16 protein-coding genes are annotated in these 20,435 nt (G+C 73.8%); 12 read left to right on the forward strand and 4 right to left on the reverse strand.

The genetic code is table 11. The annotated features are described in order from the left end of the window. Positions 1–123 precede the first annotated feature (123 nt). The 7 genes from O7628_RS17340 (at position 124) to O7628_RS17370 (ending at position 8,543) form a co-directional block, all read left to right on the forward strand. Positions 124–1,194, forward strand: coding sequence for a BMP family ABC transporter substrate-binding protein (locus O7628_RS17340; protein WP_278136330.1), 1,071 nt, complete (start codon positions 124–126; stop codon positions 1,192–1,194). 262 nt (positions 1,195–1,456) lie between these two features. Continuing rightward, a complete protein-coding gene (locus O7628_RS17345) occupies positions 1,457–3,070 on the forward strand; it encodes an ABC transporter ATP-binding protein (protein WP_347405240.1) in 1,614 nt (537 codons plus the stop codon). Continuing rightward, a complete protein-coding gene (locus tag O7628_RS17350) occupies positions 3,067–4,398 on the forward strand; it encodes an ABC transporter permease (RefSeq protein ID WP_278131925.1) in 1,332 nt (443 codons plus the stop codon). Before O7628_RS17345 ends, O7628_RS17350 begins: the two co-directional genes overlap by 4 nt. A 3-nt stretch (positions 4,399–4,401) precedes the next feature. Continuing rightward, on the forward strand, positions 4,402–5,682 hold the full coding sequence (locus O7628_RS17355) for an ABC transporter permease (RefSeq protein WP_074476759.1): 1,281 nt from the start codon (positions 4,402–4,404) through the stop codon (positions 5,680–5,682). 66 nt (positions 5,683–5,748) lie between these two features. Next, the gene (locus tag O7628_RS17360; protein ID WP_278131929.1) at positions 5,749–6,456 is read left to right on the forward strand and encodes a cytidine deaminase; all 708 of its coding nucleotides are present in this window, start codon (positions 5,749–5,751) and stop codon (positions 6,454–6,456) included. A 5-nt stretch (positions 6,457–6,461) separates the two neighbouring features. Beyond that, entirely contained in the window at positions 6,462–7,742 is a 1,281-nt protein-coding gene (locus tag O7628_RS17365; RefSeq protein WP_278131931.1) for a thymidine phosphorylase, read from the forward strand. A gap of 120 nt (positions 7,743–7,862) precedes the next feature. Continuing rightward, entirely contained in the window at positions 7,863–8,543 is a 681-nt protein-coding gene (locus O7628_RS17370; RefSeq protein WP_074476756.1) for a DUF4272 domain-containing protein, read from the forward strand. A gap of 30 nt (positions 8,544–8,573) precedes the next feature. Here O7628_RS17370 and O7628_RS17375 read toward each other — a convergent pair whose 3' ends face one another. After that, complete coding sequence (locus O7628_RS17375) at positions 8,574–9,467, reverse strand: putative RNA methyltransferase (protein WP_278136332.1); 894 nt, start codon at positions 9,465–9,467, stop codon at positions 8,574–8,576. Between the two features lie 63 nt (positions 9,468–9,530). Here O7628_RS17375 and O7628_RS17380 point away from each other — a divergent pair, with 63 nt between their 5' ends. Continuing rightward, positions 9,531–10,610 carry an adenosine deaminase gene (locus O7628_RS17380; RefSeq protein WP_278131935.1) on the forward strand — a complete coding sequence of 360 codons (1,080 nt, stop codon included), beginning with the start codon at positions 9,531–9,533 and terminating at the stop codon, positions 10,608–10,610. Here the strand turns inward: O7628_RS17380 and O7628_RS17385 are convergent, their stop codons facing one another. Further along, positions 10,611–10,949 (reverse strand): hypothetical protein, encoded by a 339-nt coding sequence (locus O7628_RS17385; RefSeq protein WP_278131936.1) that lies wholly within the window; start codon positions 10,947–10,949, stop codon positions 10,611–10,613. Between the two features lie 460 nt (positions 10,950–11,409). Between O7628_RS17385 and O7628_RS17390 the strand changes: the two genes are divergently transcribed. The 4 genes from O7628_RS17390 (at position 11,410) to O7628_RS17405 (ending at position 16,420) form a co-directional block, all read left to right on the forward strand. Next, positions 11,410–14,949, forward strand: a complete 3,540-nt coding sequence (locus tag O7628_RS17390) for a nitrate- and nitrite sensing domain-containing protein (RefSeq protein WP_278131937.1) — start codon at positions 11,410–11,412, stop codon at positions 14,947–14,949. Then, entirely contained in the window at positions 14,946–15,350 is a 405-nt protein-coding gene (locus O7628_RS17395) for a roadblock/LC7 domain-containing protein (RefSeq protein WP_013283992.1), read from the forward strand. The genes O7628_RS17390 and O7628_RS17395 overlap by 4 nt, the downstream gene beginning before the upstream one ends. A 100-nt stretch (positions 15,351–15,450) precedes the next feature. Next, positions 15,451–15,825: a DUF742 domain-containing protein gene (locus O7628_RS17400; protein ID WP_074476809.1), complete on the forward strand. Its 375-nt coding sequence runs from the start codon at positions 15,451–15,453 to the stop codon at positions 15,823–15,825. A 1-nt stretch (position 15,826) separates the two neighbouring features. Further along, positions 15,827–16,420 (forward strand): ATP/GTP-binding protein, encoded by a 594-nt coding sequence (locus O7628_RS17405; protein ID WP_043961834.1) that lies wholly within the window; start codon positions 15,827–15,829, stop codon positions 16,418–16,420. A gap of 377 nt (positions 16,421–16,797) precedes the next feature. Here O7628_RS17405 and O7628_RS17410 read toward each other — a convergent pair whose 3' ends face one another. Both O7628_RS17410 and O7628_RS17415 read right to left on the reverse strand, forming a co-directional pair. After that, positions 16,798–19,347, reverse strand: coding sequence for a transposase (locus O7628_RS17410; protein ID WP_278131939.1), 2,550 nt, complete (start codon positions 19,345–19,347; stop codon positions 16,798–16,800). A 64-nt stretch (positions 19,348–19,411) separates the two neighbouring features. Continuing rightward, positions 19,412–20,419, reverse strand: coding sequence for a DNA primase (locus O7628_RS17415; RefSeq protein WP_278131940.1), 1,008 nt, complete (start codon positions 20,417–20,419; stop codon positions 19,412–19,414). Positions 20,420–20,435 lie beyond the last annotated feature (16 nt).

A 20,435-nucleotide genomic window follows, 5' to 3' on the forward strand; every position in this document is an offset into this window, starting at 1 on the left:
CGGGCGTACGCTCCCGTCCGTAACGTGGGACGCCGGCGGCCACAAAGCAGGCCGGCTCAAGGGCTGCCACCGCGCAGAGCGGTGTGCAATGGGAAGGAGAACGTCTTGCGCTCTGTGCGTGGGATGCGGATCGCCTCCGCCTTCGTGGCGGGTGGGCTCGTGCTGGGCGCCGCCGCGTGTGGTGAGGCCCCCAAGGACGACAACGGCACCGGTGACACCGGTGCCAAGAAGTACAGCGCCTGCATGGTGACCGACGTCGGCGGCATCGACGACAAGTCGTTCAACACCTCCGCCTGGAAGGGCCTGCAGGAGGCGCAGAAGGCCAACGGCAACATCGACATCAAGTACGTCGCGTCGAAGGCCGAGGCGGACTACGAGGTCAACCTGACCCAGTACGTCAACCAGAAGTGCGACTTCATCCTGGCCGTCGGTGGCCTGATGGGCGACGCGACCTCGAAGATCGCGAAGGCGAACCCCAACCAGCAGTTCGGGATCGTCGACTCGAAGCTGCCGGAGACGAACGTCTACCCGATGCAGTTCGACACCGCCCAGGCCGCGTTCCAGGCCGGCTACCTGGCCGCCGGGATGAGCAAGAGCGGCAAGGTCGGCACCTACGGCGGCCTGCCGATCCCGCCGGTGACGATCTTCATGGACGGCTTCGCCGACGGCGTGGCGTACTACAACAAGACCAAGAGCAAGAACGTCCAGGTCCTCGGTTGGAACAAGGAGACCCAGAAGGGCTCCTTCACCAACGACTTCGTCAAGCAGGACGAGGGCAAGAAGGTCTCCGACACGCTGGTCGCCCAGGGCGCGGACATCATCATGCCGGTCGCCGGCGGCGCGGGCCTCGGCACCACCGCGGCGGCGCAGGCCTCCGGCGGCAAGTACTCGGCCATCTGGGTCGACGCCGACGGCTGCGAGAGCACCCCGAACTGCTCGGCGCTGCTGACCACCGTGGTCAAGAACATCGCCGACGCCGTCAAGGAGGCCGTGGTCAAGGCCGCCGGTGGCGAGAAGCTCCAGGCCACCCCGGGCTTCGTGGGCACCCTCGCCAACAACGGCGTGTCGATCGCCCCGTACCACGAGTTCGACAGCAAGGTCCCGGCGGACCTGAAGGCCGAGGTCGAGAAGATCAAGGCCGACATCGCGGCGGGCACCATCACGGTCACCTCGAAGGCCCAGCCGGCCAAGTGACCGCCCCGCCACCCCGCCGCGTTCGGAGGCGGCGGGGCCGGCGGGACCCCAGGCACGACGACCGGCCGCCTCGACGCACGCGGGGACACCACCCGCGGGGTCGGGGCGGCCGGTCCGCACCACCCGACGCCCGGGCGGACCCGGTGACCGGCGGCTCGGCAGCGGCTACGCTGCACCATCGCTCGCACTCCAGGAGGTTGCGCTGAGACTCGAACTGCGCGGCATCACCAAGCGGTTCGGTGATCTGGTCGCCAACGACCACATCGACCTGACGGTGGAGCCTGGAGAGATCCACGCCCTGCTCGGCGAGAACGGCGCCGGCAAGTCGACCCTGATGAACGTGCTCTACGGGCTCTACCAGCCCGACGAGGGCGAGATCCTGGTCGACGGCGCGCCGCTGCGGCTGAAGGGCCCGTCCGACGCCATCGCGGCCGGGATCGGCATGGTGCACCAGCACTTCATGCTGGTGCCGGTCTTCACCGTGGCCGAGAACGTCATGCTCGGGGCCGAGCAGGTCAGGGGCGGCATCGCCGGGTTCCTCGACCGGCGGCGGGCCCGGCGCGAGGTCGCCGAGGTGTCGCAGCGCTACAACCTGCGCGTCGACCCGGACGCGATCATCGAGGACCTGCCGGTCGGCATCCAGCAGCGGGTGGAGATCGTCAAGGCCCTCACCCGGGACGTCGACCTGCTGATCCTCGACGAACCGACGGCCGTGCTCACCCCGCAGGAGACCGAGGAGCTGCTCACGGTCATGCGGTCGCTCAAGGCCGCCGGCAAGTCGATCGTCTTCATCACCCACAAGCTCGGCGAGGTCAAGGCCATCGCCGACCGGATCACCGTGATCCGGCGCGGGCGGACCGTCGGCACCGCCTCGCCGACCGCCAGCCGCGACGAGCTGGCCGCCCTGATGGTGGGCCGCAGCGTCCGGCTGACCGTGGACAAGCAGCCCGCCGCCCCCGGCAAGCCGATCCTGGAGGTCGCCGGCCTGGTCGTCGACGACGACCGGCAGATCCGCGCGGTCGACGGGGTCGACCTGACCGTGCACGCGGGCGAGGTGCTCGGCGTGGCCGGCGTGCAGGGCAACGGGCAGACCGAGCTGATCGAGGCGATCATGGGCCTGCGGCCCGTCCTCGCCGGCACGGTCACCCTCGACGGCGAGCAGGTGCACGGCTGGTCGACGAAGAAGGTGCTGCGCGCCGGGGTGGGCTACGTCCCCGAGGACCGCAGCGTCGACGGCCTCGTCAAGGAGTTCAGCGTCGCCGAGAACCTGGTGCTGGACATCTACGACCGGCCGCCCTTCGGCAAGGGCCTGTCCCTGCAACCCGACGCCATCGCCTCCTCGGCCCGGGAGCGGATCGAGCAGTTCGACGTGCGTACCCCCTCGGCGGACGCGCCGGTCGGCACCCTCTCCGGCGGCAACCAGCAGAAGGTGATCGTGGCGCGGGAGCTGTCCCGGCCGCTGAAGCTCTTCATCGCCGCCCAGCCGACCCGCGGCGTCGACGTCGGCTCCATCGAGTTCATCCACTCCCGGGTCATCCGGGAACGGGACGTGGGCACCGCCGTCCTGGTGGTGTCCAGCGAGCTGGACGAGGTGATCGGCCTGGCCGACCGGATCGCGGTCATGTACCGCGGCCGGGTCATCGGCATCGTCGGCCCGGACACCCCCCGCGAGGAGATCGGCCTGCTGATGGCCGGCATCACCCCCGACGCGGCCCCCGCCGCCGACCCGGCCGCCCCCGCCGCCGACCCGGCGGCCCCGGTACCCGCCGCCGACCCGGCCGCCGACCCGGCAACCCCGGCCCCCGGGGCGCGGCAGCGGGATCCCGACGCGGCGACCCCGGCCCCCGACGGCCCCGGTAGCGAGGACGAGGCATGAGCAACCCCAACCCGGCGTCGGGCTCGCCCGACAAGGAACCGGCGACCGCGACGCAGGCCGCGCAGGCGGCGGCCGGCGGCGTCGACCGCGTCGCGACGGCCACCGCGCCGAAGCGGCCGGCGCAGGAGCCCCGCCCGTCGCTGGGCCGGCTCTTCCTGGACAACCTGTGGGCGGCCAACACGGTGACCGTCACGGTGCTCGCGGTGCTGCTGGCGATGCTCGTCGGCGCCGTGCTGATCATCGTCTCGGACCCGGACGTGCTGGCCACCTACGGCTACATCACCGCCCGACCGTCCGACGCGCTGAACTCCAGCTGGACGGTCGTCAGCGAGGCGTACGCGAACCTGTTCAAGGGCGCGATCTTCGACCCGGAGGCGACCGGCTTCACCGCCGCGCTCAGCCCGATCTCGGAGACGCTGACCTACACGGCCCCGCTGGTGTTCACCGGCCTGTCGGTGGCGCTCGCCTTCCGCGGCGGCCTGTTCAACATCGGCGCGCAGGGCCAGGCCACCATCGGCGTCATCCTCGCTGCCCTGGCCGGCTTCCTGCTGCCGCTGCCCCCGGTGCTGCACCTGCTCGTCGCCGTGCTCGCCGGCGCGGCCGGCGGCGCGCTCTGGGGGTTCGTCCCGGGCATCCTCAAGGCGCGCACCGGCGCCCACGAGGTGATCAACACGATCATGCTCAACTACGTCGCGCTGTACTTCCTCTCCTGGATCATCATCCAGAGCGGCGTGCAGAACCCGAACCGGGCCGACGCCATCAGCCGGCCCGTCGACTCCTCCGCCCAGTTCCCCCGGCTGCTCGGCGACAACCTGCGGGTGCACGCCGGCATCCTGCTCGCCGTCCTCGCCACCTGGTTCGTCGCCTGGCTGCTCAACCGCTCCACCTTCGGCTTCGAGCTGCGCGCCGTCGGCGCCAACCCGGACGCGGCCCGCACCGCCGGCATCAGCGTCCCCCGCACGTACGTGCTGATGATGACCATCGCCGGCCTGCTCGCCGGCCTCGGCGGCAGCCAGATGGTGCTCGGCTCCACGGCGAACGCGCTCACCCCGCTGGTGGTCGCGCAGATCGGCTTCGACGGCATCCTGGTGGCCCTGCTGGGCCGGGTGAAGCCGTGGGGCGTGCTGCTGGCCGCGCTGCTGTTCGGTGCGCTCCAGGCCGGCGGCAACCGGATGCAGGGGTACGCGGGCATCTCGCTGGAGCTGGTCACCGTGCTCCAGGCGCTGATCGTCATCTTCATCGCCGCGCCGGCCCTGGTGAAGGCGATCTTCCAGCTCCGGGCCGCCCGCGCCGCCCGGTTGCAGACGAGCCTGGCGAAGGGCTGGTAAGGCATGTCAACCATGGCTGTCCCGGACGTGGCGGTGGCCCAGGTCGACGAGGGCTTCTGGACCCGTACCCGGAAGATCGGGGCGGTGCTGCTGGCCCTCGGGGTCGTCGCGACGGTGGTCTTCGGCGCCCTCGCCACCGACCAGCAGGCCCGCTTCACCCTCAGCGAGACCGACGGCGGCGCGGCGCTGGAGATCGACGGCACGATCGGCGCGATCCTGTTCGGCGTCATCGCCGCGGCGAGCGGCGTGGCCCTGCTCACCGGGGTGCCCAAGCGCTGGCTCACCACGCTGCTCGGGGTCGGCATCGTCGCCTTCGTGCTGTCGTTCCTGTGCTGGCAGGTCTCGGCCGCCCCCGAGGGGCGCAACTTCATGCCGATGGTCAACATGGTGCGGGGCACGTTCATCCTGGCCCTGCCGCTGATCTTCGGCGCCCTCGCCGGGGTGCTCTGCGAACGGTCCGGCGTGGTCAACGTCGCCATCGAGGGCCAGCTGCTGATGGGGGCGTTCAGCGGCGCCCTGTTCGGCAGCCTCTCCGGCAGCGTCTGGGTGGGCCTGGTCGCCGCCGCGGTCGGCGGCGCGTTCATCTCGCTGCTGCTCGCCGTGTTCGCCATCCGCTACCTGGTCGACCAGGTCGTCATGGGCATCGTGCTGAACCTGCTGGCCGTCGGCGTCACCGGCTTCCTCTACGAGCGGCTGATGCAGACCGACGCGCAGAAGTACAACTCCGCGCCCCGGTTCGGCGCGTGGGAGATCCCGCTGCTCTCCGACATCCCGGTGCTCGGGCCGGCGCTGTTCCGCAGCAACCTCTTCCTCTATCTCGGCCTGCTGCTGGTGCTGGTCATCCACATCGCGCTGTTCCGCACCCGGTGGGGCCTGCGGACGCGGGCCGTCGGCGAGCACCCGACCGCCGCCGACACCCTCGGCGTGAAGGTGCTGCGCGTGCGCTACCGCAACGTGCTGCTGGCCGGGGTGGTGGCCGGGATCGGCGGGGCGTCGTACACGCTCGCGCTCTACTCGTTCACCAAGAACATGATCGGCGGCAAGGGCTTCATCGCCCTCGCCGCGCTGATCTTCGGCCGGTGGAGCCCCACCGGAGCCCTGCTCGCGGCGCTCTTCTTCGGCTTCGCCGACCAGCTCGGCACGTACCTCGGCGCGATCGGCAGCGGCATCCCGAGCCAGTTCCTGGCGATGCTGCCGTACCTGGCGACGATGCTGGCCGTGGCCGGGCTCGTCGGCCGGGTCCGGGCGCCCGCCGCCGACGGCAAGCCGTACATCAAGGGCTGACGGCGGTACCCCGTCCGGCGGCACCCTTGGTGGGGCCGACCAGCGTGAATTGGGCAGAATGGTGGAATGACCGAGATCGACTGGGAACGCCTGCGGGCCGCCGCCACCGAGGTGATGCGGCACGCGTACGTGCCGTACTCGAAGTTCCCCGTCGGGGCCGCCGCCCTCGTCGACGACGGCCGCGTCGTGGTCGGCTGCAACGTCGAGAACGCCGCGTACGGGGTGGTGCTCTGCGCCGAGTGCGGGGTGGTCTCCTCGCTGCACGCCACCGGCGGCGGCCGGATCGTCGCCCTGTCCTGCGTCGACGCCACCGGCGAGCCGCTCATGCCGTGCGGCCGGTGCCGGCAGCTGCTCTGGGAGCAGGGCGGCCCGCAGTGCCTCATCGAGGCCAAGGACGGCCCGCTGACGATGGCGGAGCTGCTGCCGCACGCGTTCGACGTGGCCGACCTGGAGGCGGTGACCGGCGAACGGCCGGTGCCCGTGGTGCCGGACCGGCTGGCCGCCTGGCGGGGGCGGGGCACCGTCTTCGTGCACGCCGATCTGTCGGCCGGCAAGCAGGTGTGGACGGCCTACTGGGAGCGGTCGGCCGGGGACACCGAGGGCGCCGAGACCGGCGTGCTGGAGGAGGGCCCGAGCTGGGCCGACGCGGCCGAGGCGGTCGCCTGGGGGCTCGCCCGCACCCCGCGCGTGGTGGTGGTGGACGAGACCGGAACGATCTTCTGGGCCGGCGAGGGGGAGCCGCCGCAGGAGATCCCGACTCGGTGGGGTGGTTGAGACTGATGAGTGCCTTCACGGCGGTGGACGTCATCCGCGTCAAGCGGGACGGCGGGGTGCTGGGCGACGCCCAGATCGACTGGGTCGTCGACGCGTACACGAGGGGTCTGGTCGCCGACGAGCAGATGTCGGCGCTGGCCATGGCGATCCTGCTGCGCGGGATGACCGCGCCGGAGATCGCCCGCTGGACCGCCGCGATGATCGCCAGCGGCGAGCGGCTGGACCTCTCCGCCGTCGACCGGCCGACCGTCGACAAGCACTCCACCGGCGGCGTCGGTGACAAGATCACCCTTCCGCTCACCCCGCTGGTCGCGGCGTGCGGCGGCGCGGTGCCGCAGCTCTCCGGGCGCGGGCTCGGCCACACCGGCGGCACGCTGGACAAGCTGGAGTCGATCCCGGGCTGGCGGGCCGCGCTGAGCAACGACGAGTTCATCCGCCAGCTCCGCGAGGTGGGCGCGGTGATCTGCGCGGCGGGCGCGGGCCTCGCCCCGGCCGACCGCAAGCTGTACGCGCTGCGCGACGTCACCGGCACCGTCGAGGCGATCCCCCTGATCGCCAGCTCCATCATGAGCAAGAAGATCGCCGAGGGCACCGGCGCGCTGGTGCTCGACGTGAAGGTCGGCTCCGGGGCGTTCATGAAGTCCGTCGACGACGCCCGCGAGCTGGCCCGCACGATGGTCGCGCTGGGCGGCGCGCACGGCGTGCGGACGGTCGCCCTGCTCACCGACATGTCCACCCCGCTCGGGCTGGCCGTCGGCAACGCCGTCGAGGTCACCGAGTCGGTGGAGGTGCTGGCCGGCGGCGGGCCCGCCGACGTGGTGGAGCTGACCCTCGCCCTGGCCCGGGAGATGCTCGACGCGGCGGGGCTGCCCGACGCCGACCCGGAGGCGGCGCTGCGCGACGGCCGCGCGATGGACGCCTGGCGGGCGATGATCCGCGCCCAGGGCGGCGACCCGGACGCGCCCATGCCCACCGCGCCCGAGGTGGAGGTGGTCCGCGCCGACGCCGACGGCTTCGTCGCGTCCGTCGACGCGTACGCCATCGGGGTGGCCGCCTGGCGGCTCGGCGCGGGCCGCGCCCGCAAGGAGGACCCGGTGAGCTTCCCGTCGGGGGTGGTGCTGCACAAGCGCCCCGGCGACCCGGTGCGGGCCGGTGAGCCGCTGTACGAGCTGCGCGCCGAGCACGCGGCCCGGATCCCGGCGGCGCTGGCCGAGGCCGACCGGGCGGTCCGGATCTCGTCGACCGCCCCGGCCCCGGAACCGCTGGTCATCGAGCGGATCGGCTGACCCGTCCCCGGGTGCGCGCCGGTGCCCGCCTGCCGTGGTGCCGACCGTCGTGAACCGCTATTCTCCCAGGCCAGGGGGACGACCGGCGCTTAGCCGATGCGACTGACAGGGGTCTGAGCCGTGCGCGTACCCGCTCCCGACCCGCGCGAGGTCCGTGACGCCAGCCTGGACGAGCTGTCCCGGCTGGGGCTGCCGCTGCCACCGGAGCAGTTCCCGCTGGTGTGGGAGCCGGGCGACGAGATCGAGCTGCGGCCGACGGTCGAGATCGAGGCGCGCATGGCCGTGCTGCACGTGATCCTGGCCCGGTGCTTCGGCATGCCCGCGCAGGCGGCGATGAGCTGGCTGCTCAACTCCCACCTCGTCGACATGGTCACCCCGCCCGAGTGGCAGTTCGTGATGGGGGGCCGGGGCGACCACCGGTCGTTCGTGCTGCACCACGACGCGCTGTTCTCGCTGGCCTGGGTGCTCGGCCTGACCAAGCAGCTCGACCCGACGCTGCCGGTGGACGAGCGGCTGGTGGAGCGGCTGCCGCACATCGCGGGCGGGGAGAGCTTCGAGCACTGGCGCTCCCGCATCCTGGCCGCGCCCCAGCACCCGGCCGACGCGGCGGCCCTGCTCGACCTGCACTACTGCCTCGACTGGGCGTACCTGGAACTGGAGCGGGACGGGCGGTCGCGGCCCGGTCTGGTCGACGCCAACGCGATCGGTCAGCGTCGGTGGGCGCTGGAGTGGGCGGTCGTCCTGCGCGGGCCCTACCACGACGAACCGCCGGGCTGGGAAGAGGTCGACCTGTCCACCTGAGGGGCGTGGCCGGCGGGCACGGCGCCCGGTTCAGCGGGGGCGGTAGACGCCGAGCCGGACCGCGAGGGTCACCCCGACCGGCTCGGGCAGGGCGGCGATCCGGGCGGCGAGCACGGCCGGGTCCGTGTGCCGGGCGCTCGGCCCCATCCCGACCAGCGTGGCCACCTCCGGCGCGGTCAGGTCCAGCCGGGCCCGCAGCACCGTCTCGGCGGCCCGGTCGAAGTGGTCGACCAGGCTCCCGGCGACCCGGTCCGCCTTGTCGGGGTCGACCTTCAGCAGGTCGAGCGCGTCGACCAGCTCGGCGAGGTGGTCCTCGGCCGGGGTGACCACGAGCAGCACGCCGGCCGGGTGCAGCACCCGGCGGAACTCCGCGCCGTTGCGCGGGGCGAAGACGTCGAGCAGCACGGCGACGCTGCCGTCGGCCAGCGGGAGCCGCCGCCAGGTGTCGGCGAGCGCCGCCGCCGCGCGCGGGTGGGCCCGCGCGGCCCGGCGCAGCGCCGGCTTGGAGACGTCCAGGGCCAGGCCCACGGCGTCGGGCAGCGCCGCCAGCACCGCGGCGAGGTGCCGGCCCGTGCCCGCCCCGGCGTCCACCACCAGGGGGTACGCCCCGACGCCGCCGCCGGACTCCGCGCCCCCGTCGGCCGCCGGCGTGTCCTCCAACGCGGCGCGCGCCGCGGCGGCGAGCGCGGTCGAGACCGGGTCGTAGTGCCCGGCGGCGAGGAAGTCGGCCCGCGCGGCCACCATCTCGGCGGTGTCGCCCGCGTGCGGGGCCCGGCCGGCGAGCAGGTCGACGTAGCCCTGGCGGGCGACGTCGAAACTGTGCCGGCGCGGGCAGCGCAACGCCCGGGCGGCCCCGGCGGCGGCCCCGGTGAGCGGTTCCGCGCAGACCGGGCAGCGCAGCCGGCCGACGACGCGGGGGTCCATCACCGCGCCATCCTCCCAGCCGGTCGCGTCGGCGGCCCGTCCGGTGGCCACTAGGGTCTCAGCATGGTCGCAATCTCATACGAGGACATCGTCAAGGCTCCCAAGGCGCTGCTGCACGACCACCTCGACGGCGGCCTGCGGCCGGCGACGATCGTCGAGCTGGCCGCCGAGGTCGGCCACGAGCTGCCCACCGTCGACCCCGGGGCGCTCGGCCGCTGGTTCGCCGAGGCGGCGGACTCCGGCTCGTTGGAGCGCTACCTGGAGACGTTCGCGCACACCGTCGCCGTGATGCAGACCGCGCCCGCGCTGCGTCGGGTGGCCCGGGAGTGCGCCCTGGACCTGGCCGCCGACGGGGTCGTCTACGCGGAGGTGCGGTTCGCCCCCGAGCAGCACCTGGAGCGGGACCTGACCCTGGACGAGGTGGTCGAGGCGGTCGTCGCCGGGTTCGCCGAGGGCACGGCGCTCGCCGCCGAGGCCGGCCACCCGATCCGCGTGGGCACCCTGCTCACCGCGATGCGGCACGCCGCCCGGTCGCAGGAGATCGCCGAGCTGGCGGTGCGGCACCGCGACGCCGGGGTGGTGGGCTTCGACATCGCCGGGGCGGAGGCGGGCTTCCCGCCCACCCGGCACCTCGACGCGTTCGAGTATCTCCAGCGGGAGAACTTCCACTTCACCATCCACGCCGGCGAGGCGTTCGGGCTGCCGTCGATCTGGCAGGCGATCCAGTGGTGCGGCGCGGACCGCCTCGGCCACGGGGTGCGGATCGTCGACGACATCACCCCCGGCGGCGACCGGCCGACGCTGGGCCGGCTCGCCGCGTACGTGCGGGACAAGCGGATCCCGCTGGAGCTGTGCCCGTCGTCGAACGTGCAGACCGGCGCGGCGGCGTCGATCGCCGAGCACCCGATCGGGCTGCTGCGCGACCTGCGGTTCCGGGTCACCGTGAACACCGACAACCGGCTGATGAGCGGCACCTCGATGTCCCGGGAGATGGCGCTGCTGGTGGAGGCCTTCGGCTACGGCTGGAAGGAGCTCCAGTGGTTCACGATCAACGCGATGAAGAGCGCGTTCATCCCGTTCGACGAGCGGCTGGTCATCATCGACGAGGTGATCAAGCCGGCGTACGCGAAGCTGCTGGGCTGATCACGGGTGGTGCGGGTGGCCGGCGAGCAGGTCGGCCACCCGGCGCAGCACCTCGCCGGCGGGGGCCGGCCGGGCGCCGAGCCCCGCCTGGCGGCGCAGCACCGCCGGCTCCGCCCGCAGCAGGGCCAGCCCGCGCCGCAGCAGCACCCGGGGTGCCTTGCGCTGCTCGGCCAGGTCGCGGGCGAGCCGCCGCAGGAAGGTGGCGCCGCGCGGCCGGCGCAGCGCGTACGCCCCGGCGAGCAGGCCCCGTCGCCGGCATTCATCGACGATCTCGGCGGCGAATATCCCTTCGGCGACGAAGAGTGGCGATCCGGCCACCTCGAATGTCCGGGTGGCCACTTGCCGGTCCGCGCCGATCGCATAAACCGGCACTTCGGCCTTGCCGTCGCGGGCCAGCCGGGCAATCGTTTCCACGGCCGCCCCGGCGTTCCACGAGCGGGGTGAGTCCCAGTCCACAAGGCCGTCGTGGCGCGGCAACGTAGGGTCATCACCGTCCTTGTAGAAGTCGTCCAGACAGAGGATGGGAAGCCCGGTTCGTTGAGCTATGTACGACTTTCCGGAGCCAGAAGGGCCGGCGAGAAGGATGACGCGATGGGGGTGTTCCATTACTCTCAGTCACTCCGGCCAGACGGATTGCGAGCAAATTGCATCAACATCTCATCACACCTTCGGCGACGGCCAGGCTGGGCTTTCTCTTTGGAACACGGCGTGATGGAATCTCGGAGGTCCGACCCGCCGGGTCGGTCGCTGGGCGTTGCCCGGGGCAACGCGCGGGCGCTGTGATCGCGAGGGCGGTGACGTGAGCAAACGACCGAAGACGGCGGGTTCCTTCCTGTCGCGACTGCGTCGGCCGGCCGGCCGGCTCCGCGACATGCCGATCTGGTCCAAGCTCGGTCTCATCATGATCGTGCCGACCATCGCCACGGTCGTCGTCGGCACCAGTGGCCTCGTCGACAACCTGGAGACGCTGAACAACGCCAACCGTTCGGGCGACCTGGCGAACCTGGTGGGCTACTCGGGCGACCTGGTCAACAGCCTGCAGGACGAGCGCACCTCCGCGGTGCTGCTGCTCGGCGCGAGCGGCGACCAGGCCAAGGCGCAGTACCAGGAGGCGTACAACCGGGTCAACAGCAGGGTCGACCAGGCCAAGTCTCCCTACCTGAGCCAGCGGGCCAAGGTCGAGGACCTGCCGAACAGCCTGGAGAACCTCCTCGACGGCATCGACCAGAACCTCAAGGACCTGCCCGGCACCCGCAGCCAGGTCTTCAACGGCAAGCTGAAGATCATCGACGCCATGCAGGCGTACGAGGGCCTGATCAACGACCTGCTCTCGATCCGCGACTCCGCCACCCAGCTCGCCGGTGACAACGACCTGAGCGACCGGATGCGCGCCGCGGCCGCCGTCGCCCGGGAGAAGGAATACCTCTCGGTCCGCCGGGTCGTGGTGCACCGGGCGCTCATCCAGCGCGAGCTGACCCCCATCCTGCGCACCGACTACATCGCCAGCGGCACCGGTCAGCAGCAGGCGTTGCAGAGCTTCAAGGCGGTGGCCAGCCAGGCCGAGGCGGACCTGCACGACCAGACCGTCGCCGGCGGCGACCGGCGCGAGGCGCAGAACTACACCGGCTGGCTCGACGGCAACATCAACGGCAGCATGGCCGACGCGCCGTTCGGGCCGGACCAGTGGGACGCGGCCATGGTCGCCAACGCCAAGCTGATCCGCACGGTCGAGGCGAAGCTTGACGGCGACGTCGTCAAGCAGGCCGACGCGCTCCGCTCCGACGTGCAGCGCACGGTGTTCCTCCAGACCGGCCTGCTGCTCAGCATGCTGCTGCTGGCCATCCTGTTCGCCTACCTGGTCGCCCGGTCGATGGCCCGCTCGCTGCGCGACCTGCGGCAGGGCGCGCTCAACATCGCCCAGTACGGCCTGCCCCAGGCCGTCGCCCGGCTGCGCGACCCGCAGCTGTCCAGCCAGCTCTCCCCGGTGCAGGCGGCCAACCAGATCGCCGAGCCGCTGCCGGTGCGCAGCAAGGACGAGTTCGGTCAGGTGACCGAGGCGTTCAACGCGGTCCACCTGGAGGCCGTGCGGACGGCGGCCGAGCAGGCCGCGCTGCGCGCCTCCGTCGCGACCATGTTCGTCAACCTGGCCCGCCGCTCGCAGATCCTGGTCGACCGGCTGATCGGCCACCTCGACCGGCTGGAGCGCGGCGAGGAGGACCCGGACCGGCTGGCCGAGCTGTTCCAGCTCGACCACCTGGCGACCCGGATGCGCCGCAACGACGAGAACCTGCTGGTGCTCGCCGGCGCCGACTCCACCCGCGTGCAGCGGGAGCCGGCGGCGCTGATCGACGTGCTGCGGGCCGCCCAGTCCGAGGTGGAGCACTACACCCGCATCGAGTTCGGGGTGATCGACCGGGACATCGAGGTCGCCGCGCACGCGGTCAACGACCTGGTCCACCTGGTCGCCGAGCTGTTCGACAACGCGACCGCCTTCTCGCCGCCCGACTCGCAGGTGATGGTGGAGGCCCGCCGGGTCGGCGACCGCGCCAGCCTCTACGTCGAGGACCGGGGCATCGGCATCAGCGTCGAGCAGCTCCACGAGCTCAACGACCGCCTCGCCACGCCGCCGCAGGTGGACGTGGCCGTCTCCCGGATGATGGGTCTGGTCGTGGTCGCCCGGCTGGCCTCCCGGCACGGGGTGAAGGTCGAGCTGCGGCCCGGCACCGACCGGGGCACCGTCGCCGACGTGACCCTGCCCACCACCGTGCTGGTGCCCCGCGCGCTCTCCGGCCGGGTCCAGCAGCCCGGCGCGCTGCCGGCCCCGCCCGCGCAGCTCACCGGCCCGCAGCCGGGCGGGGCCACCCCGACCCTGGGCGCTTTCGCGGCCTTCGGCAACGGCCCCGCGGCCCCCGCGCCCAGCCAGCGGCCGGGGCACTCGGGCAACCAGGTCACCCTGGGCGGCCGGTCCTTCGACCCGGCCTCGCGCAACGGCCACGGCGCGCCCGCGTCGACCGGCCCCACGCGGTCGATGCCGGCCTGGTCGGACCTGACCGGCGCCGCCGGCGCCGCCCCCGCCCCCCGCACCGCCAACGGGCAGCAGATCGACCCGCTGCCGCAGCGGCGGGCCCCCGGCGACGGCGACCCGGCCACCAGCGGCCAGCAGCCCGTCATCCCCCGGCAGCTGCCGAGCAGCCCGGAGGCCCGGGGTTGGACTCCGCCGCCGGTCTCGGTGCCGCCCGTCTCCGCGCCGCCCGTGCCGCCGGTCTCCGCGCCCCCGGTTCCGCCGGTCTCGGCACCGCCCGTCTCCGCCTTCCCGGTGTCAGGTCAGCCCGTCTCGGCCGCCCCGGTGTCCGGGCAGCCGATCTCCGGGCAGCCGGCCGGCACGCCCGTCTCCGGTCAGCCGTACTCGGCGCAGCCGTTGCCCAGCCGGCCGGCGCCCACGGCCCAGGGGCCCGCGGCGCCCCCGGCCTGGCCGCCGGTGGCCGCCCCGGAGCCGGCCACCCCGCCGGTGCCGGAGCGCCTCGCCGCCGCCCTGGACATGACCACCGAGCTGCCCCGGGTGCCGCGCACCGAGGCACCGAGCGCGCCGGCCGCCCGGCCGGTCATGCCGCCGACGCCGGCCCGGCCGACGACCCCGCAGGCGCAGAACCGGCAGCAGCGCTACGCGGACGAGACGATGGAGCTGCCGATCTTCCGGGAGCTGGAATCGGCCTGGTTCCGCACCCGCCGCTCGGGCCCGGAGGAGGCGGCGGGGGTCACCCCGCCCGCACCCGCCAACGGCGCCGCAAGCCCGGCGAACGGGGCCGTGACCCAGCAGTTCTCCGCGGTCGATGTCACCGGCCGGGCCGTCCAGACACCAGCACCCCGGACGACAGGTAACGCACCGATGGCAGACACCGCGATGGCCGCAGGAGTGCCACGCGACAACGGATCGCCGAGCAACGGCGGCGGTCGCCCCGGCCTCGCCGACGCGTTCGGCGGCCGGCGGCCCACGTCGCAGGGCAACGCCTGGGAGACGGCCGCGGACGACGGCTGGCGGGCCGCCTCGGCGGCCACCGAGGTCCCCGTGGCGGAGACCACCCGCAAGGGCCTGCCGAAGCGGGTGCCGATGGCCCAGCTCGTGCCCGGCGGGGTGGAGAAGCCCACCACCTCGGTCCAGCGCCGCACACCGGAGGGCGTCCGAGGTCTGCTCTCGGCATACCATCGAGGCGTGCAGCGTGGGCGTACCCAGCCCGACGGCAACCCGACCAACCCGGAGGAAGCTTCGGGTGGGCAGCAATCCTCGCAGTCTGGCTCAGGCCCGGTGGCCGGGAGCGGGCAGAAGGAGCAACAAGGATGACAACTACGCAGGATCTCGGTTGGCTGCTGGCCAACTTCGCCGACCGGGTGCCCGGTGTCGCGCACGCGGTCGCCGTCTCCGCGGACGGCCTGCTCCTCGCGTCGTCACGAGACCTTCCGCGTGACCGGGCCGACCAGCTCGCCGCGATCGCGTCCGGCCTGGTCAGCCTCACGCAGGGGGCGGCCCGCTGTTTCGAGGGCGGCGCGGTGCTGCAGACGGTGGTCGAGATGGACAACGGCTTCCTGTTCCTGATGTCCATCTCGGACGGCTCGTCGTTCGCCGTGCTCGCCGCCCGCAGTTGCGACGTCGGGCAGGTCGGATACGAGATGGCCCTCCTGGTCGACCGGGTGGGCGACGCGTTGACCCCGCAGCCGCGTACGGCTGTGGGGATGATGGGCTGACCCGCGCGCTGGCCGGTGGGTCAGGCGGGGCGGCAACGACAGAAACGACGGGTTCCACCGGGTCCAGCCGGTGTCGGGGACGAAGGAGGTGAGCGGCGACATGGATCGTGACGAGCCGACCGGAGCGTTGGTCCGTCCGTACGCCGTGACCCGCGGTCGTACCCGCCCCCGGCTGGACATCGCGTTGGAGGCGCTCGTCGAGACGACGGTGCGTGGTCGGGCCACTGCCGGTTCCAACGGCGGGCAGGGCCGGGAGCACCAGTACATCGCCGCGCTGTGCGACGGACGTGTGCAGTCGCTTGCCGAGATCGCGGCGCGGATGCAGCTCCCGCTCGGCGTGGCTAGGGTGCTCATCGCCGACATGGCGACGGACGGCCTGGTCGCGGTCCACGAGCCGACCATCCTGGACGACTCCGACGACGCGGTGGGCACTGAACTGCTGGAGAGGGTGCTGAGTGGACTTCGCAGGCTCTGACATGTCGCACCGCCCGCCCGTCCCGAGCGGGCGCGTGACGTCGGCGAAGATCGTTATCGCCGGTGGTTTCGGCGTCGGCAAGACGACGCTGGTCGGCTCGGTCTCGGAGATCACGCCGCTGACCACCGAGGCGATCATGACCTCCGCCGGCGTGGGCGTCGACGACACCCGGCAGGTGCCGGGGAAGACGACGACCACGGTGGCGATGGACTTCGGCCGTATCTCGATCGACCGGGATCTGATCCTGTACCTGTTCGGCACCCCCGGCCAGACCCGGTTCTGGTTCATGTGGGACGAACTGGTCCGGGGCGCCATCGGCGCGGTGGTCCTGGTCGACACCCGGCGGCTGGCCGACTGCTTCGCGGCCATCGACTTCTTCGAGCACCGGCGGCTGCCCTACCTGGTGGCCATCAACTGCTTCGACGGGATGCAGTACCACGACCCGCAGGACGTCCGGGACGCGCTCGCGATCTCGCACGAGGTGCCGGTGGTGGCCTGCGACGCCCGTAACCGGGAGTCGACGAAGCACGTGCTGATCTCGCTTGTCGAGTACGTGCTCACGATGCGCCGCTCGCGCGCGGTCGCGCCGGCCTGATCGACGACGGGACGCGCCCGACGACCGGCACTCCGCCGGGTCGTCGGGCGCTTCCGGCTGTCCGGGGCCGGGCCGCGACCCGTTGCCGTTGGTGGCGGGTGCCTGCTCGCCGCCGTCGGCCGGCACAGGCCCGGCTGGGTCGGGAGCGCCCGCGCCGGAACCCGTGGCCCTACGCCCCCCATGATGCGCCCCCGGCTGCCGTCACCCTCCCCAGGGGACGCTCTCGCCGCCCCTGAGGGACGTCAGGCCGCCGCGGGGTATCGCGGGAGGTCCGCCCGGGAGCTCTCCGCAGCCGTGGGGCCGCGTACGCCGGCCCGCCCCGGTGGATCCCGCTCCACACGCGGAGCCGGGGCGGCCGTGCCGCCCCGGCGGGATGGTCAGGAGCGGTAGCCGGCGGAGCGGTACTCGTATTCCCGGTCGTCGTCGCGGTCGCCGGTGTCCCGGGTGAAGTCCCAGCCGCCGGCCGCCTCACGGCCCGGTCGGCCGCCGACGGCGAAGCCGCCGATCTCCTGCCCGCGACGCCAGCCCCGGAAGTAGCCGGTGGTGTTCTCGGCGAGGCTGGCCGCGTCGCGGACTATCCGCAGGGGACGCTCCTCGCGCAGGGGCGAGCCGGGCACCAGGTTGGCCTGCGGCACCCGCTTGGGCAGCCCGGCCTTGGTCTCGGCACCCACCGCCGGGCGGGCGGCCTGCTCGGCGGCCTGCCACCCGGTGTCGGCGGTGCTCGACCAGTCCAGGTCGGCCTCGTCGTCGTGACCGACGAACCAGGCCGACTTGGCGGCGGCGAAGATCAGCAGGTCGCCGTCCCCCTCGTCGGAGACCGGCGGGGTGCGCCGCTCCATGGGGGCGGACCGGGGCGGCTGGGGCGGGGCCGAGCGGTGCTCCATGGCGGGCCGCTGCTCCGCCGGGCCGCGCTGGGCGAGCGGGGACCGGTGCTCCATCGCCGGCCGCTCGGGGCGGGGCTCCGGGGCGGGACGGTCGGCGCGGGACGCCTCGCCCCGGTCGACCAACCGCAGCGGCGGGGGCTCCAGGCGCGGGTCCGCCGGGCCCGACCCCTCCCGCAGCGCCCGGTCGGCCAGCGGTGGCGGCTCGACCAGCCGCAGCATCGGCGGCTCCTGGGGCAGGTCGTCGGCGAGCCACGGCGGGGTGACCCGGCCCTCGGCCGCCGGAACCACCTCGGTCGGCGCGTCGATCTGCCGCTTCGCCCGCTCCTCGAAGGGGCGTACGACCGGGTTGTTCGGTGAGCTGTCGGCGGGATCCTCGGGGTTGTTGATCAGCGGCCAGTTCGCCCGCGAGCCGGGGGGCGCCGACTCCTGGCCGGGGCGCGGGGCCGGCAGCGGGACGCTCAGGTCGGTGGCGCTGAAGCCACCGGTGGGTGGCGGCGCGGACTCGCCCGTCGTTTTGGGCCGGGGCGGGATGATGGTGCGCTGCCGTTCGGCCCGCGCGTTCTGGATCGCGGCCGTGGTCAGCGTGGGCCGGAACGGCTCACCGGCCTCGGCCGGCGGCACGGATCCGCGCTCGCGCTGGCTCGGCGCGATCGGGGTGATGCCCGGCGGCGGGGGCGGCGGGGCGGAGACCGGCCGGTTGGTCGGGCCGTCGATCAGGCGACGCGGCTCGGGCGCGGAACCGGGCGGGCCGTCCATCAGGCGGCGCGGCTCCGGCGGGCCGTCCATCAGCCGACGCGGCTCGGCCGACGGCGGGCCGTCGACCAGGCGGCGCGGCTCCGGCGACGGCGGGCCGTCCATCAGGCGGCGCGGCTCGGGCGACGGCGGGCCGGAGACGGGCGGGGTGGCCGAGGCGGCCGGGACGACCGGGCGCGGCGCGACCGGCGGCGGGGCGACGGGCTCCGGCGCGACCGGCGGCGGGCCGAGCGGGCGGGGCTGGGTGGGCAGGCCGCTGCCGGGCACCGGCTCGGGCCGGCTGCGCCGCCCGGCGACGGGCTCGGGCTCGGTGGGCCGCAGCGCACGCAGGCCGGAGCCGGGAAGCTCGGCGATCGGCTCGCCCCGGCGGGCGGCGGCCCGGCGACCCGACGGCGGAGCGGGGGTGGTGACCCGGGCGTCGAGCGCGCCGACCAGGGCCTCGCAGCCCGCGTCGCACGCCCGCACCGAGGCGACCGCCTGGCGGACGGTCTCCGCCACGGCGGAGGTGAGCGCCCGGCTGACCGCCGCGCGGCGCGGGGTCTCGGCGATGGCGACCCGCAGCGCGGTCACCGCATCGTTGATCTTGCCTTCGTCGGCCACCCCGTCGGCCGCGAGGTGGGCGGCGATGGCGTCCGCCGCCACCGACACCTCTCGACCCCGGGCGATCGTCCCGCCCAGCATGCCGGGCTCGGGCAGGGCGTCCAGCACGGCCAGGGCGACCGGCTCGGCCGGGTCCGGGTACGCGCGCAGGGCGGCCGGGTAGAGCTCCCGCAGCACCTCGCGCAACGCCACGGCGGCGGAGTGCCGGCCGCTGGCGAGCGCGGCGTGCGCCGAGAGGACCTGCTTGTAGCCGGCGAGGTCCCGGGGCGCCGGCAGCGTGACCGCCGACAGCGCGCCTGCCTGGAGGGCCCGGGCCAGCCCGACCGCCCGACGCTCGGCCGGCGGGGACTGCATCTCCTCCAGCGAGTCGTCGTCGGCGAACCGCTCGGCGAAGTCGTCGACGGAGTCGTCGTCCGCGATGGCCAGGGGACGCCCGGCGGCGCTCAGCAGCGAGGTGACCGTGTGGTCGTCGCTGTCGGCGGCGATCGCGGCCCCGCTCGGCCCGCCCGACCGCTCCACGAGCAGCGCGACCAGCTGGGCGTAGCCGGCCGGGTCGTCGCCGATCTCGCAGACATGGAGCAGCCGACCTGCGTCGTCGACCACAGCGGACGTCAGCGTCGAACCGGCCGAGGCCGGTCGGTCGGCCGGATCCGCCGAGGCCAGACCGCAGTACACGCGCACGAGCGCCACGGCGTCGTCCTCCTCCCGGGACTGAGGTCTTTCTCTGCCAGAGACTGATGCTCCCTGGAACGCGTCAGTCGCGCCAGTCCACGACCGCAGAGATCTTGCCGACAATGGTGCGCCACCCGAGACTCGCCGTCTGCGCGCCGATCTTCTTGAGCCGACGCCGACCGAGGAAGCCCCCGATCCCGCCGTTCGCGGTGGCCCGCAGGGCTTCGTCCAGGTCGTCGAGGCTGGAGCCGGCGGAGAGCATGTCCAGCACCGCGGGCAGCCGCAGCGCGTACGCGATGTCCCGGGCCACCTCGCCGGCCTCGATCAGCAGGGTCGAGTCCCAGGTGTCGTGCCCGCCCCGCAGGTTCTCCACGACCAGGTCGAGCTCGTAGGTGTCCTCGTCGAGCGGAACGATGTCGGCCGGTTCCACCCGTTCGGACAGTTCATTCCAGCTGTCCAGTTGAGACATGTCGTTGGGCGCGCCGGACCTGACGAAGCTGACGAGCGACTCGGGCGTCTTGAACAGCAGCAACTTGCCCCGATGGCTGAGGAAGACCGGCACCTCCTCGTCGCCCGCCTCGTCCTCGTCCTCGGCGTCGTCCGGCTCCTCCGTCGCCTCGGCGTCGGCGTCGCCTTCTGCGGTGTCGTCGGCAGCGGCCGGCTTGCGGCGCTTGGACTTCCCGTCGGCCTCCTCGGCCTCCTCGGCGTCGGCCTCGGCGAACTCGGCGGCCAGCTCCTCGTCGAGGATGACGACCTCGTCGTCGTCCTCGTCGTCGGTCTCGACCGCCTGCCTGCGGGCCAGGAACGGGTCGTCCTGGTCGCGCTCGGCGACGTCGGTCGGGGTCAGCTCCCGTGCCGGTCGGTACGCCCGCAGCGTGAAGCCGGTGCCAGCGGGCAGGGCGATCTCGACCGGGTCGATCCGCAGCTCGTCCCAGAGCGCGCGGTCGGCTTCGCGCGCCGACGGGCGCTCGGCGTCCTCCTCGACCTCGTCGAGGGTGCCGTCGGTCTCGTCGAGCTCGGGCTCGTCGGCGTCGGGCCGTTGGGGCGACTGGCGGGCCACGCTGACCTCCGTGTGCTTCGGGCTGCCCACCCGGCGGCGTCTCCGG

The sequence above is a fragment of the Micromonospora sp. WMMD956 genome, assembly GCF_029626125.1.
Lineage (GTDB): Bacteria > Actinomycetota > Actinomycetes > Mycobacteriales > Micromonosporaceae > Micromonospora > Micromonospora carbonacea.